12 protein-coding genes and 1 other RNA gene are annotated in these 14,575 nt (G+C 48.5%); 11 read left to right on the top strand and 2 right to left on the bottom strand.

Translation table 11 applies throughout. The annotated features are described in order from the left end of the window. The first annotated feature begins 36 nt into the window (after window positions 1-36). From hisS to KNP96_RS01885, 6 genes are all read left to right on the top strand, one after another. Window positions 37-1,317 (top strand): histidine--tRNA ligase, encoded by a 1,281-nt coding sequence (hisS, locus tag KNP96_RS01910; protein WP_088837518.1) that lies wholly within the window; start codon window positions 37-39, stop codon window positions 1,315-1,317. Further along, window positions 1,314-3,077, top strand: coding sequence for an aspartate--tRNA ligase (gene aspS / locus KNP96_RS01905; protein WP_088837517.1), 1,764 nt, complete (start codon window positions 1,314-1,316; stop codon window positions 3,075-3,077). Before hisS ends, aspS begins: the two co-directional genes overlap by 4 nt. Window positions 3,078-3,199: 122 nt before the next feature. Continuing rightward, a complete protein-coding gene (locus KNP96_RS01900) occupies window positions 3,200-3,784 on the top strand; it encodes a DNA-3-methyladenine glycosylase (protein ID WP_088837516.1) in 585 nt (194 codons plus the stop codon). Between the two features lie 308 nt (window positions 3,785-4,092). Next, window positions 4,093-5,280: a DASH family cryptochrome gene (locus KNP96_RS01895; protein ID WP_214768677.1), complete on the top strand. Its 1,188-nt coding sequence runs from the start codon at window positions 4,093-4,095 to the stop codon at window positions 5,278-5,280. Window positions 5,281-5,362: 82 nt separating this feature from the next. Continuing rightward, a non-coding RNA gene (gene ssrS / locus KNP96_RS01890) (6S RNA) lies at window positions 5,363-5,552 on the top strand. 109 nt (window positions 5,553-5,661) lie between these two features. Further along, window positions 5,662-6,426: a tRNA threonylcarbamoyladenosine dehydratase gene (locus tag KNP96_RS01885; RefSeq protein ID WP_088837514.1), complete on the top strand. Its 765-nt coding sequence runs from the start codon at window positions 5,662-5,664 to the stop codon at window positions 6,424-6,426. A 41-nt stretch (window positions 6,427-6,467) separates the two neighbouring features. On the opposite strand, the gene KNP96_RS01880 is transcribed toward KNP96_RS01885, so the two are convergent. Next, entirely contained in the window at window positions 6,468-7,781 is a 1,314-nt protein-coding gene (locus KNP96_RS01880) for a replication-associated recombination protein A (protein WP_214766470.1), read from the bottom strand. Between the two features lie 67 nt (window positions 7,782-7,848). Between KNP96_RS01880 and cymR the strand changes: the two genes are divergently transcribed. The 4 genes from cymR to KNP96_RS01860 are packed head-to-tail and all read left to right on the top strand — an operon-like array spanning window position 7,849 to window position 11,207. Further along, a complete protein-coding gene (gene cymR, locus KNP96_RS01875) occupies window positions 7,849-8,256 on the top strand; it encodes a cysteine metabolism transcriptional regulator CymR (RefSeq protein ID WP_088838504.1) in 408 nt (135 codons plus the stop codon). A 13-nt stretch (window positions 8,257-8,269) separates the two neighbouring features. Next, window positions 8,270-9,400 (top strand): cysteine desulfurase family protein, encoded by a 1,131-nt coding sequence (locus KNP96_RS01870; protein ID WP_088837512.1) that lies wholly within the window; start codon window positions 8,270-8,272, stop codon window positions 9,398-9,400. A 12-nt stretch (window positions 9,401-9,412) separates the two neighbouring features. Next, window positions 9,413-10,537, top strand: a complete 1,125-nt coding sequence (mnmA, locus tag KNP96_RS01865) for a tRNA 2-thiouridine(34) synthase MnmA (RefSeq protein ID WP_214768675.1) — start codon at window positions 9,413-9,415, stop codon at window positions 10,535-10,537. Next, window positions 10,491-11,207, top strand: a complete 717-nt coding sequence (locus tag KNP96_RS01860; RefSeq protein ID WP_235195163.1) for a tetratricopeptide repeat protein — start codon at window positions 10,491-10,493, stop codon at window positions 11,205-11,207. The genes mnmA and KNP96_RS01860 overlap by 47 nt, the downstream gene beginning before the upstream one ends. 216 nt (window positions 11,208-11,423) lie before the next feature. Here the strand turns inward: KNP96_RS01860 and KNP96_RS01855 are convergent, their stop codons facing one another. Beyond that, the gene (locus tag KNP96_RS01855; RefSeq protein WP_088837511.1) at window positions 11,424-11,972 is read right to left on the bottom strand and encodes a VOC family protein; all 549 of its coding nucleotides are present in this window, start codon (window positions 11,970-11,972) and stop codon (window positions 11,424-11,426) included. A 122-nt stretch (window positions 11,973-12,094) separates the two neighbouring features. Here KNP96_RS01855 and recD2 point away from each other — a divergent pair, with 122 nt between their 5' ends. Further along, the gene (recD2, locus tag KNP96_RS01850) at window positions 12,095-14,320 is read left to right on the top strand and encodes an SF1B family DNA helicase RecD2 (protein WP_088837510.1); all 2,226 of its coding nucleotides are present in this window, start codon (window positions 12,095-12,097) and stop codon (window positions 14,318-14,320) included. Window positions 14,321-14,575 lie beyond the last annotated feature (255 nt).

Here is a 14,575-nt window from a genome sequence, read left to right as displayed (position 1 = left end):
GGACTTTTTTGTATTCACTTATAAGGAGGAATTAAGATGAAATTACCACGCGGTACGTTCGATATCCTTCCAGGGACGGTTGAGCGCTGGCAGTATATCGAAAATCAATTACGTGAGATCAGTAAACGATACAACTATAAAGAAATTCGGACACCGATCTTTGAAGAAACAGAACTCTTCAAACGGGGTGTCGGAGAAACGACCGACATCGTTCAAAAAGAAATGTTCATGCTCGAAAAACGCGGAAAAGATCAATTTACGCTTCGTCCGGAAGGGACGGCAGCGGTCGTACGTTCATTCGTGACGAACAAACTGTACGGAGCACCGAACCAGCCGACGAAATTGTTCTACATCGGACCGATGTTCCGTTATGAACGTCCGCAAGCAGGACGTTTCCGTCAGCTCCACCAGTACGGCGTCGAAGCACTCGGCAGTGAAGAACCGGCAATCGATGCAGAAGTCATCAGTCTCGCAATGAGCATCTATCGGTCATTCGGTCTGAAACAATTAAAACTCGTCATCAACTCGCTTGGTGATAGCGAAAGTCGTGCCGCACACCGCGAAGCACTCGTCAATCACTTCAAGCCGGTCGCACACGAGCTGTGTCAAGATTGTCAAAACCGTTTAGAAGCGAACCCGTTGCGTGTCCTTGACTGTAAAGTCGACCGGAACCACCCGAGTATGGCGACGGCACCATCGATTCTCGATTTCTTGAACACGTCATCGAAAGATTACTTCGATCAAGTCTTGTCACACCTCGATGCGTTAGGGATTGAATATGTCATCGATCCAACACTCGTCCGTGGTCTTGACTATTACAATCACACGTCGTTTGAAATCATGTCCGAGGCAGAAGGTTTCGGTGCGATTACGACGCTTTGCGGCGGTGGACGGTATAACGGTCTCGTCGAACAAATCGGTGGACCTGCGACACCGGGGATTGGGTTCGGAATCGGAATCGAGCGTCTCTTGATGGCACTTGAGAATGAACAAGTCCTGCCGGAAATCGACGAGGCAATCGATGTCTTCATCGTCGCCCAAGGCAACGAAGAAGTCGAAAAAACGGCGACACGTCTTCTCCAATTGATGCGTCTCGAAGGACTCACGGCAGATCGTGATTATCTTGGTCGTAAATTTAAGGGGCAATTCAAGGCAGCAGACCGGATGAAGGCGCGGTATACGGTCATCCTCGGTGATGAAGAAGTTGAACGTGGTGCCGCAGCGTTAAAAAACATGGAGACAGGCGAACAGACAGATGTTCCCTTGTCGGCGGTCGCAGATACGATCGTCGCAAAATTAAAGGAGGCAACACAATGATCGGACGCACACATATGAATGGACACGTGACGGAAGATGTCATCGGACAATCCGTCCAGCTAAAAGGATGGGTTCAAAAACGACGTGACCTCGGGGGCTTGATTTTCCTCGATCTTCGCGACCGGACAGGAATCGTCCAAGTCGTCTTCCAACCGGAAAACGAACAGGCACACCGCTTAGCAGAATCGATTCGTTCCGAGTACGTGCTTGATATTAAAGGGAAAGTCGTCCAACGTGAAAATCCGAACCCGAACATGCCGACGGGGCTCGTTGAAGTCGTTGCGGACGAAGTCGTCATTTTGAACGCTTCAAAAATGACGCCATTTCCAATCAGTGAAGAAGCAGAGCAAACGTCAGAAGATCTTCGTTTGAAGTATCGCTACCTTGATTTACGTCGTCCGTCGCTCCAAGAGACATTCCGCCTCCGTTCGAAAGCGTCGAACATCATGCGGAACTTCCTCGACGAACAGGACTTCCTCGAAGTCGAAACACCGATTTTGACGAAGTCGACACCGGAAGGCGCGCGTGACTATCTCGTACCAAGCCGTGTCCACCCAGGTGAATTCTATGCTTTGCCACAATCACCACAGTTGTTTAAACAGTTACTGATGGTATCTGGTTTTGAGCGCTACTTCCAAATCGCACGTTGTTTCCGTGACGAAGACTTACGGGCAGACCGTCAGCCGGAGTTCACACAAGTCGATATCGAAACGAGCTTCATGGACGTGGAAGACTTGTATGCGATGATGGAGTCGATGATGACACGTGTCATGAAAGAGACACTCGGAAAAGACATCGTGACACCATTCCCACGGATGCCATACGCAGAAGCGATGAGCCGGTTCGGTTCGGACAAGCCGGATACACGCTTCGGTCTCGAACTGATCGATGTTGCGGAAGCCGTCAAAGGGGCGGGCTTTAAAGTCTTCGACATGGCACTTGAAGCCGGTGGCGAAGTCAAAGCATTGAACGTCAAAGGGGCGGCAGACAACTTCTCGCGGAAAGACATCGATAAATTACAAGAGTTCACGGCCATTTACGGCGCGAAAGGTCTCGCCTGGGTCAAAGTGACTCCGGACGGCTTAAACGGACCAATTGCCAAATTCTTTGATGAAGTAGCGGCTGCCCGTCTTATCGCTGCGACGGAAGCAGAAACAGGCGACTTACTCGTCTTCGTCGCAGCAAAAGCGTCAATCGTTGCCGACAGCCTCGGCGCACTGCGTCAAAAACTGGCGAAAGAACTTGGTTTGATTGACGAAACGGTCTTTAACTTCCTGTGGGTGACGGACTTCCCGCTCGTGACATTCGAAGAAGAAGACGGTCGTTTCTATGCGAACCACCATCCATTCACGATGCCACGCCGCGAAGATCTTGATAAACTCGAAACGGACCCGGGCAGCGTCCTTGCCGTCGCCTATGACCTTGTCTTGAACGGATATGAGTTAGGTGGCGGATCGCAACGGATTTATGAGCGCGATATCCAAGAGCGGATGTTCAAATTACTTGGTTTCACGGAAGAAGAGGCGAACGAACAGTTCGGTTTCTTGATGGAAGCATTTGAATACGGCACACCACCGCATGCTGGAATTGCACTCGGACTTGACCGCTTGATCATGTTACTCGCGGGACGGACAAACTTACGCGATACGATCGCTTTCCCGAAAACGGCGTCGGCGAGCGACTTATTGACTGCAGCACCGAGCCCGGTCTCGGACGCACAATTAAATGAGTTGTCAATCCGGACGGCTGTCAAACAATAATCATCACAACAGACTTTCTTCCTCTTTTGGAAGGGAGTCTGTTTCTTTTAGTTGAATTGGTTTTGACTAATTCAAGATTCTGATTTCCGTAAGAGTGATTGGAAGAATAGGAGGAGACAGCAATGGAACGGAGTTTTTTTGAACGATCGCCGCTTGAGGTCGGCAAAGACTTGATTGGAAGTGTCCTGACGGTTGATGACGTCACGATGCGAATCGTCGAGGTCGAAGCGTATCTCGGACCGTACGATCAAGCTGCACATTCTTACAGTGGCCGCCCGACGAAACGGACGGCACCGATGTTCGGTGAAGCGGGGCATCTCTATGTCTACTTCACCTATGGCATGCATCATTGCTTAAATTTCGTCTGTGGAGACGTCGGACAAGGGTATGCCGTTTTACTGCGTGGGGCGGAAATCATCTCAGGTCATGAGATCATCGCCTACCGTCGATTTAATAGATCGTATCACGAACTGACAAAAGCCCAACTCAAAAACTTAGTCAACGGACCGGCGAAGCTTTGTCAGGCCTTCGGGTTAACGACTGCTGAGTCGGGAGAAGATTTGTATCAAGAACGTTTCCGGCTCGTTGCGGGTCAAGCCGGACAAATCATCGAGACGACACGAGTCGGGATTCCGAATGCCGGTGAAGCGACACACTATCCGTGGCGGTTTTATGAAGAGGGAAGTCTTGGTGTCAGTAAAAAATGACAACAAAAAAGACGCGAGGGACGATGAAGTCCGTCGCGTCTTGACGTTTTATTTAGGGGTATTCGTCGTTTTTTTAGATTGTTGTTGTTTATAAAACTTATAGACGATTGGTCCAACTGTCGTCGCGAGCGTGATTAACGTTCTTAATTTTCCTTTTTTAGCCATCTGCCTGTCACTCCTTACACCGTTTTGTATTAACTATATTCCACGAAAACAAAAAGCTGAAACCTTTTCGGCATATTGCAGAGTAGGCGAATCACGAAATCCTTGAGATGATGAAACTAGACGAGTGGAGAGGAGACGAGATGATGAGTGGAATCGTATGGTACCGTGCTGATTTACGTGTCGATGATCACGAAGCCTTAGCACAGGCACGGCAGGCACATTCAACGGTCAAAGCTGTTTTTGTTCAACAACCGTTAAATACGAGACGATTTGAACGGGGACATGCGCAACTGAAATTTGAGCGTGAAACGTTACAGACGCTTCAGGAAGAGTTAGGACGACTCGGAATCGAGTTAACGATTTTAACCGGGGACGTCAGCGAACAGTTGGGACGGTTTATGAAGCCGGGAGACGTCGTTTATTTTCATCGAATGACAGGGTATTACGAGTTGATTGATGAGCAGGCAGTGCTTGCACAATTCACGGCACGCATCTATGAAACACAGACGTTGTACCGCCGTGAACAAATCGGTAGCGATAAATTGGCGCATGTCTTTTCGGCCTTTCGAAAGAAAGTCGAGCGGTCGGGTCATTTTGAACAACCAATCGCGCTTGAATACCCTACGGCTGCTATTACGTTACCCGCTTATGACTCAGATGCTGCGTTTCCCTTTGAAGGAGGCGAGATGACGGGGAAAGCAAGATTAAAGGCGTATCTAGAAGGACCCGTTTTTACGTATAAGGAAACACGGAATGGTTTCGGTCGGGATGATTCCTCCAAATTATCGGCCTGGTTAGCGAACGGTTCCTTATCCCCACGCCGGGTCATGGCAGAACTTCAAAACGCGGAAAGACGCCATGGTGCTAATGAATCGACATACTGGTTGTATTTCGAGTTACTTTGGCGCGACTTTTTTCATTTCACGATGCGTGAGACAAAGAACCGATTATTTCTTGCACACGGATTAGGAGAAGGGAGTAAAGTCTGGTCGACGGACGAGTCAATCATTTCGATGTGGATCGAAGGACGAACCGGGCAACCGTTCGTAGATGCCTTCATGCATGAATTTCGAGAAACAGGATGGATGTCGAATCGTGGGCGGCAAATTACTGCGAGTTATTTGACTCATGAGCTTGGACAGGACTGGCGCGTCGGTGCGTCATACTTTGAAAGCCAACTGATCGATTATGACGTCGCTTCAAATTACGGTAACTGGGCTTATATCGCAGGTGTCGGAAACGCGACTCGAATTCCACGCTTCAATCCTACTTTTCAGCAGCAAATGTATGATCCGACAGGCGCCTTCACGAAGCGTTGGACATCACGCTGAGCCGTTAAAAAAATATCATTTTTTTAGAAGCAGATTGAGTTGCAATTCGGTTAGGGGAATGCTATATTAAATGCAACAGATGGGGTTCCTGAGATGTACGAGAGCCGCCTTTTATCTTTGAGCCACTCTTTTTTGATAGGGAGTTTGACGTTCCAACTAGTAGTACATGCCTCGTAACACAGCAGGAGGACGTACGAATAGGAATCGGATAAGACACCCACCTGCACAGCAGGTTCAAAAATAAGGTATCGACACGGCACTTCGGGTCCCATCGTCTTTTTATTAAAATTAAAAAACGTTTTAAAAAAGACACGTCGCATGACGTTTTTTTTTATGATATAATTCCGAGTAAAACAGTATGAGAATTGTGAGGTTAGAGAAATGTTGCATCAATTTTCACGTAATGAATTAGCAATCGGTAAGACGGGACTTGAAGCATTGGCATCAAAGTCTGTCGCTATCTTAGGAATTGGCGGCGTCGGATCGTTTTCAGCAGAAGCACTGGCACGGAGTGGTGTCGGACGATTGATTCTCGTCGATAAAGATGACATCGATATCACGAACGTCAACCGGCAAATCCATGCCTTGCTCCCGACCGTCGGACAGCCGAAAGTCGATGCGATGGCAGATCGTTTGATGTTGATTAATCCCGACATTGAGATCGTCCGTCTGAAGATGTTTTACAATGAAGAAACGTACGAATCCTTTTTTGAACAACAACCGGACTATGTCATCGATGCATCAGATACTGTCTCGTTCAAGATTCATTTAATTAAAGAGTGTAAACGACGAAACATTCCAATCATCTCGAGTATGGGGATGGCAAATAAAATGGATCCGACACGGATTAAGATCGTTGACATCAAAGACACGACATATGATCCGTTAGCGAAAGTCATCCGGACACGTTTACGCAAGGAAGGGATCCATAAAGGGGTTCCTGTCGTCTTCTCGGATGAACCACCTGTCAAAATCATCGAAGAAGTGCGTCAAGTCGTCGGAAATGACGAAGCGGTTATTCGAAAAGCGAAGATGCCCCCAAGTTCGAACGCATTCGTTCCGTCAGTCGGTGGTTTGATTGCAGCAAGTCACGTCATCAATGAGATCGTTCGCGAAGCAGGCGTTACGATCGAACGCGTCCGTTAAAAAAAGCGACCACTTCGGTCGCTTTTTCGCATCTTGAATGGTTACGGCTGTTTTTTCCAAAACTCGAGTCGGGCTTGGAGTTGTTTCTCAAAACCGCGTGGGCTCGGCTCGTAAAAGACCGGTTTCGTCCGCGCTAAGTTTTCCGGCCAATAGCTTTGTTTCACGTAAGCATGAGGAAACTGGTGCGGGTATTGATAAGCGACACCATTTCCGAGTGCTTCTGCACCGGGATGATGGGCGTCACGAAGATGCGGTGGGACCGGTCCGCCGTCCGAACGTCGTACGAGAGCGAGCGCTTTATCAATCGCTGTGATGACGGTATTTGATTTAGGTGCCGTCGCCAAATACAATACGGTTTCAGCGAGCGGAATCCGTGCTTCCGGAAAACCGACGTATTCACACGCGCGAGCACAAGCGTCGACAATCAACAGGGCTTGTGGATCCGATAGCCCGATGTCTTCTGCGGCATGGACGTACAATCGTCTGACGATGAAGCGAGGACTTTCGCCCGCTTCAATCATGACGGCGAGCCAATATAATGCTGCGTCGGGATCGGATCCACGGATTGATTTAATGAAAGCCGAGATGACATCATAATGGCGGTCGCCGTCTTTATCGTATTTCAATGCTTTTTGCTGAATCGATTCTTCCGCGACGGCGAGGTCAATCGTGATTTCACCGTCGACTTCCGGAGTCGTCAAGACGGCGAGCTCGAGTGCATTTAGCAGGGCGCGATAGTCGCCGTCGGATAGTTTAACGTAATGATCAATCGCTTCATCTGTAATGGAAATCGGATATTTTCCGAGACCGCGGTCTTTATCAGCTAACGTTCGGTTAAGCACGACACGTAAATCGTCTGCCGTCGGTGGTTCGAACCGAAAGACGGTCGCCCGAGAGAGTAAAGCGGCGTTGACCTCGAAGCTTGGATTTTCCGTCGTCGCCCCGATTAAAGTGATCGTACCTGCTTCAAGAGCAGGGAGCAACGCGTCTTGCTGCATTTTATTAAAACGATGGATTTCATCCAAAAAGAGAATTGTTTTTTGATCATCAAACTGTAAACGAGACTCCGCCGCCTTTAAGACGTCGCGTAATTGGTCGAGTTTTGCGGTGACGGCATTCAACTGTTCAAAAGCCGACTTCGTGTAACTCGAGATGACGCGTGCGAGTGTCGTTTTCCCTGTTCCTGGTGGACCATAAAAAATGACCGTCCCGAGCCGATCGGCAAGGATAGCGCGACGTAAGAGGGTCGTCTCTCCAATTAAATGCCGTTGACCAACGATTTCGTCCAGTGACTGAGGACGCATCCGGTTGGCGAGTGGTCCAGCAGGATATTTTGATTCAAATAAATTAGCCATAGGTAGCGTTCCTTCTTTCGACGTGGATTCAGCTCCTACTATACTAGAAAGGATGTTATTTCGCATGATGAAAATCTCGACGAAAGGCCGGTATGGTCTGACAATCATGATCGCACTCGCTAAAGGAGGCGAACAAAAGCCGTTATCCTTAAAGAAAATTGCGCAAATGTATAATCTGTCGGAGCATTATTTGGAACAATTGATTGCCCCGCTCCGAAATGGCGGGCTGGTCAAAAGTGTCCGTGGCGCTTACGGCGGTTATAAGTTAGGGCGTAAAGCGGAAGAAATCACGGCCGGCGATATCATTCGTTTGCTTGAAGGACCACTCGTCGTTGTCGAAGGGGACAATTCTGATGAAGTGACGAAACGAAAGTTATGGGATAAAATCCAAAGTGCAGTCGATCAAGTACTGGATTCGACGACATTAAAGGATTTAGCGGAAGACGATGATACTGGATATATGTTCTATATATGAAAGGTGAGACGAAATGATGTATTTTGATCATGCGGCGACAACGCCGATGCACCCTGATGTACTCCAAACAATGACTCCATATATGCTCGAGCAATTCGGAAATCCGTCGAGCGTCCACGCATTCGGTCGTTCGGGCCGGGCAGCGATTGACGCGGCACGTCGGACAATCGCGAGTGAACTGAATGCCAAACCGAATGAAATCATCTTCACGGCGGGGGGGACGGAGTCGGATAACTATGCGATTTTGGGTGCCGCGATGAAACATCAAGACAAGGGACAGCATGTCATCACGACACGCTTCGAACACCATGCCGTCCTGCGTGCGTTCGAAGAACTCGAAAAACGTGGGTTTGACGTGACGTATTTAGAAGTGCCGGAGTCGGGCATCGTCACGGTCGATGCACTCGCGGCAGCGCTTCGCCCGGATACGATTCTTGTTTCGGTCATGTTCGGAAACAATGAAGTCGGGACACTGCAACCAATCAAGGAAATGGGCCAGTTATTAAACAAACAAAACATTCTCTTTCATACAGATGCGGTCCAAGTCTTTGGCAAGCTGAGTCTCGACGTCGAAGCATGTCATATTGACCTATTATCGGCATCAAGTCATAAAATCAATGGACCAAAAGGTGTCGGGATGCTCTACGTCCGAACAGGCGTCCAGTTAGAAGTGCAGTCGTATGGTGGCGAACAAGAACGGAAGCGTCGCGCGGGAACAGAAAACGTCGCTGGAATCGTCGGTTTCGCAAAAGCCGTTCAATTGATCGTAGCAGAACGTGACATACTGAAAGCCCAGTCGGAAGACTTGCGTCGCCTGTTACTCAATCGTCTCGAGGCTAGTTCGATTTCCTATGAACAAAATGGGCATCCAGGACTGCCGCATATCGTCAATCTCTATTTCCCGCGTGTCGAGATTGAACCGTTTTTAATCATGCTCGATATGCGCGGAATTGCCGTCTCGAGCGGGAGTGCCTGTACGGCAGGTTCCATTGAACCATCTCACGTGTTGTCCGCGATGTACGGTGAAAATGACCGGACGCGGCAATCGGTCCGAATTAGTTTCGGCCGTGGAAATGATGCCGGGCAAGTCGAACTACTCGCACAAGGATTGATAGATGTCGTAAAATCGTTTCAGAACAAATAAGAGGTGAAAGCAATGAATACAAGAGCAAAAGCGCCAAGTGAGACGACAGTCGTCGTCGGAATGTCTGGCGGCGTCGACTCGTCCGTCACAGCACACTTGCTGAAAGAACAAGGGTACAACGTCATCGGAATCTTCATGAAAAACTGGGATGATACGGATGAAGACGGTTTTTGTACAGCGACGGAAGACTATGAAGATGTAATCGCGGTCGCCAATCAAATCGGCATTCCGTACTATGCAGTCAACTTCGAAAAAGAATACTGGGACAAAGTCTTCACGTATTTCTTGAATGAATATAAACTGGGTCGGACACCGAATCCTGATGTCATGTGTAACAAGGAGATCAAGTTCAAAGCGTTTCTTGATCACGCCATGCGTCTCGGGGCGGATTTTGTCGCGACAGGTCATTACGCGCGTGCGGTCTATGAAGACGGGGAACACAAGTTACTCCGTGGGATCGATACGAATAAAGACCAAACGTACTTCTTGAACCAACTCTCACAAGACCAAATTGCGAAAGCGATGTTCCCGATCGGTCACATGGAAAAGTCAGAAGTCCGGAAAATCGCGGAAGAAGCGAACTTGGCGACGGCGAAGAAAAAAGATTCGACCGGTATCTGTTTTATCGGGGAACGGAACTTTAAACAATTCCTCAGCCAATATCTCCCGGCACAACCAGGCGAAATGCGGACACTCGACGGAAAAGTCATGGGACGTCACGATGGTTTGATGTATTACACGATGGGACAGCGTCATGGGTTAGGGATTGGCGGAGACGGAGAGCCTTGGTTCGTTGTTGGAAAAAATCTTGCGGATAACGTCTTGTTCGTTGATCAAGGCTTCCATAATGAACTGCTCTACTCGGAAGGATTATATGCGTCGGACATCAGCTGGACGGCACCACTTAAAGTCGGCGATACATTCCGGTGTACGGCGAAGTTCCGCTACCGTCAAGAAGACTCAGGCGTGACTGTCCGCTTGCTTGAAAATGGACGTCTTGATGTTGCCTTTGACGAACGCCAACGGGCAATTACACCAGGACAAGCCGTCGTATTTTATGATGGTGATGTCTGCTTAGGTGGCGCAACGATTGACGAAGCGTACAAAGCGGGCGAACGTCTTACGTATCTTGCATAAGGGAGAGAACACGATGAATTATAACGAAGTAGGATTCAGACATTTAGAAGCGGGAAATTACGAACTGGCTGCGCAAGCCTTCAACGATGCGATTGAAGAAAACCCGAATGATCCGACGGCATATGTCAACTTGGGAACGTTGCTTCAATCGATGGATGATGCAGACCGGGCATTACGCTTTTATGAAAAGGCGCTGACAATTGACCCGACGTTCGCCAGTGCCCACTATGCAAAAGGGGCATTGTTCTTTGCGGCAGAGCAACTGGTCGAGGCAGAAGATGCCTTGCGGCTCGCCTTACTCCATGGACTTGATGACGCCGATCTACACTTCATGCTTGGTCTGACGTATCAAAAGCTCGGCGATCCTGTCCGGGGAATTCCTCGCTTGAAACAAGCGACGGAATTGAACGGGGTGGACGTCGAAATTGCTTTCCAATACGGCCTTGCGCTCGCACAAAACGAACAGATCGAAGAAGCGGCAGAAATTTTCGAGCAAGTCCTGTTGTTAGAAGAAACGCACACGGACGCACGCTATAACTATGCGATTGCCCTTGCATTTCTTGGTCAGCAAGAAGCGTGTTATACGGAGCTCGAGACGGTTCTTGAATATCAACCGAATCATACGCTTGCGCAAGATGCGAAAGCGAAAATGGATTCTTTGTTGAAATAAGGTCAATGAATGGGTCTGACGCATAAGTCAGACCAGCATCAAGCCGTGTGACGGATGTTTCCGTCCTTCAACAATCAAATGGCCGATGATCCCACTTTTCAAGGGACCATCGGCCATTTTTGTGCAATTTCTTATCGTTCAAGAGGGTTTAATCCTTGCCTGTGTCATGCGACCGCTTTAAAGCGCATTCCGTCTCTGATCGTTTTGAAGATTGCGTTAGTTTCCGACTTCACGTACGACGCGTTGCGGCGGACCAGAAAAGTCTTCGTACGCCTCGTCCATATTTTTTGTATAGAGCTCAATCACATTTTGTTCAGTATCTTTAAAATAAGCGGAGTATTCTTTATCATTCGAAGTTTCTTGTTCATCCCATTCTCGAATCTTAACGGCAATATCTGCTTCCCGTAAGACGTTCAGAGCGTCCTCGAATCGGTTTTTTTCAATGTAAAAGGCGCAGTGGACGTGAGTCCCTCCTTCATCATAAAGCGAATCCCACTTCGTGACCGGTAGATTTTTCACAGTCCGTTCCTCGAGTGTGAAATCTCGTTTGAGCCAGAGTCCAAGTCGCGTGTTTCCGCCAATATAGAGCCATGTCGCCCAAACGCCGTCTTGCGTCGCTTGTTCTTTACTTGGTTCCGCGTCATCTGGAGCCCATTGCTCGACAATCGGTATTCCGAGCGTCCCATGCCAAAAGTTGACAGCGCGTTCCATATCCTCTACTTCAAGTACTAATTCACATAAACCAGCAATTGGTAATCGTCCCACATGCTTCTCCTCCAATTCAATTTTTAGTTCAAGTTCACTTTCCCTGATTTTAAATCGATTAAACGAGTGCTATGATGATGAGAGCGTAGTAAATCGTAGTCTTTTAGAAAGTAGGTGGAGTGATGGAGCACCCTCATCAAGTCGTCGGTCGTGTTAAACGTGTGCTCTTCTCCTCCGAAGAAGAAGCGCATTCCATCGTATTGGTGGCTGTTAAGGAAAAAAACTTTGAATTGAAAGAAACTGAACTCGTCGTGACGGGAACGGGAGTCGGGATTGAACTTGGCGGTACGTATCAGGCGTTTGGCCGTTTAGTGGACCATCCACGGTTTGGTAAACAATTAAAGGCAGAATTAATTCGCCGTTCTGTCCCGATGACGAAGCATGCCGCTGTCCGCTTTTTGACGAATGGATCGTTTACCGGCATTGGTCCGAAAACAGCGAAAAATATCGTCGAGGCACTTGGCGAGGATGCGATTGATGTCATCTTAAAAGATAGCCGTGCCCTCGATCGTGTGCCTGGACTTAAACAAAAACAAGCTGACGTCATCTTCAGTCGACTGGCAACGCTCTATGGCGTTGATCAATTGATGTTGTTTTTGGCACCGTTCGACGTCACGCCGAAACTTGCAGCTAAAATTTATGCGGCGTACGAAGGGGATGCGATGGCGCGGATTCGTGAAAACCCGTATTCCTTGATGTACGAAGTGAGCGGGATCGGTTTTAAGACGGCCGATCAAATTGCCTCCCATCTCGGCTTGATTGGTCTTCACCCGGAACGCGTTGCAGCGTCCGTCATGCACATACTTGAGCAAGAGGCAGGGGAAGGACATGCTTTTGCGACAATTGATTCATTGTTGCAGCGGGCACCCCGCCTGCTAGGCGAAGACCCAGGAGAACGACTCGAACAGGCAATCGAGTTGTTGTTGACAGAAGATAAAGTAAAACTCGAAGAAGGCTGTCTGTATCTGCCGACGATTTATTATGCGGAAGTCAGGGCGGCAAAAGAGCTGGCACGCGTCATGGCGAATGGAGCAGAGCAAGAAGTCGATGTCGCGACGATCTTAACGGCAATCGGTCAGCTCGAAGAACGTTTCGGGATGGAATATGCGACGCAACAACGAGAAGCGATTGAACTGGCCGTCAAAGCACCATTGATGGTCTTGACCGGTGGACCAGGAACCGGTAAAACGACGGTCATCAAAGGAATCTTACATGCCTTACAAGAAATCCACGATTGGCCGCTCGAAAAAAGTCAAGTCAAATCAGGTGATGTGTATCCGTACGTTCTCGTCGCACCGACCGGGCGTGCTGCAAAACGATTGTCGGAAGCGACCGATGTTCCGGCGATGACAATTCATCGGCTGTTGAAATACGACGGCTCAAATTTTCAATTGAATGAAGATCAACCAATCACCGGAAAAGTGTTGATCATCGATGAATCATCGATGATTGATATCTACCTCTTGTCGAGTCTCCTTCGCGCCGTACCGAACGGGATGAAAATCTTGTTCGTTGGTGACCGGGATCAACTGCCGTCGGTCGGTCCGGGACAAGTTTTGGCTGATTTAATGGATACGGACGGGATTCCGGTCGTACGACTCAATGTCGTACACCGTCAAGCGGAGGATTCGTCGATTTTACGATTGGCTCATGATTTGAAAAATCGGGTCACATCAGCTGATTTATTGGCACCGTTATCGGACCGTCGTTTTTATTCACTTGCTCCGCAGGAATCATTACGCGGGATTGCCGCCTTCGCTGAAAAAGCGTTAGCAAAAGGTTACTCGAAGTTCGACGTCCAAGTCCTCGCCCCGACATATCGCGGACAAGTCGGGATTGATGAACTCAATCTCGCGCTGCAAAATGTCTACAATCCGGAAGCACCGAAAAAACGGGAAGTGAAGCAAGGGAATCGGCTGTACCGGAGTGGAGATAAGATTCTTCAGCTCGTCAACAATGCGGAAGAAAATGTCTACAATGGTGATATCGGCGAAATCGTCAACATCTTTTTTGCGAAAGAAAACGTCGATAAAGTCGATAAAATTATCGCGCGGTTCGACCAGACGGAAGTCGAATACAATCGCAGTGACTGGGACCAATTCACACATGCCTATGCGATCACGATCCATAAAGCCCAAGGGTCGGAGTTTCCGATCGTTCTGATGCCGGTCTTCTTTACGGGCGCCTTTAAGCATTCGAGAAACTTAATTTATACGGCCGTGACCCGTGCGAAAACAAGTTTGTTGTTGTTCGGAGATCCACGCGCCTTTCACAAGGCATCACAAGAAGAAGAACCTCGTCGACGGACGCGGTTGATTGAACGTCTGGGTGGTGCGACAAAGACTTGACGGAATACGTTGGATAGGTAATAATCACGTTAGATGAATGGACGCAAAACGTTGATAGAAGATAAGTAGAGTGATGCAATCATGACGAAGAGAGAGATGGATTTGCTGCAACCATCTCCATGATGAATCATTTGAAGCTCCTTCTTGAGTCGAGTGAAAACACTTGCGGTTAATCCCCGTTATTGGATTTTTCGAGGTAACATCCGTAACAGAGGATGTTGCGAACGAGGGTGGTACCACGAGAGCGATGCTTTC

The sequence above is a fragment of the Exiguobacterium sp. s133 genome (assembly GCF_018618595.1).
Taxonomy (GTDB): Bacteria; Bacillota; Bacilli; order Exiguobacteriales; family Exiguobacteriaceae; genus Exiguobacterium_A; species Exiguobacterium_A oxidotolerans.
This window is presented reverse-complemented; position numbering and strand designations above follow the sequence as displayed.

Coding starts and splice junctions, on each gene's coding strand:
- KNP96_RS01885 (WP_088837514.1), top strand. CDS start 5,662: ATGTTGCATCAATTTTCACGTAATGAATTAGCAATCGGTAAGACGGGA.
- KNP96_RS01900 (WP_088837516.1), top strand. CDS start 3,200: ATGGAACGGAGTTTTTTTGAACGATCGCCGCTTGAGGTCGGCAAAGAC.
- KNP96_RS01895 (WP_214768677.1), top strand. CDS start 4,093: ATGAGTGGAATCGTATGGTACCGTGCTGATTTACGTGTCGATGATCAC.
- KNP96_RS01870 (WP_088837512.1), top strand. CDS start 8,270: ATGATGTATTTTGATCATGCGGCGACAACGCCGATGCACCCTGATGTA.
- cymR (WP_088838504.1), top strand. CDS start 7,849: ATGAAAATCTCGACGAAAGGCCGGTATGGTCTGACAATCATGATCGCA.
- recD2 (WP_088837510.1), top strand. CDS start 12,095: ATGGAGCACCCTCATCAAGTCGTCGGTCGTGTTAAACGTGTGCTCTTC.
- KNP96_RS01880 (WP_214766470.1), bottom strand. CDS start 7,781: ATGGCTAATTTATTTGAATCAAAATATCCTGCTGGACCACTCGCCAAC.
- mnmA (WP_214768675.1), top strand. CDS start 9,413: ATGAATACAAGAGCAAAAGCGCCAAGTGAGACGACAGTCGTCGTCGGA.
- hisS (WP_088837518.1), top strand. CDS start 37: ATGAAATTACCACGCGGTACGTTCGATATCCTTCCAGGGACGGTTGAG.
- aspS (WP_088837517.1), top strand. CDS start 1,314: ATGATCGGACGCACACATATGAATGGACACGTGACGGAAGATGTCATC.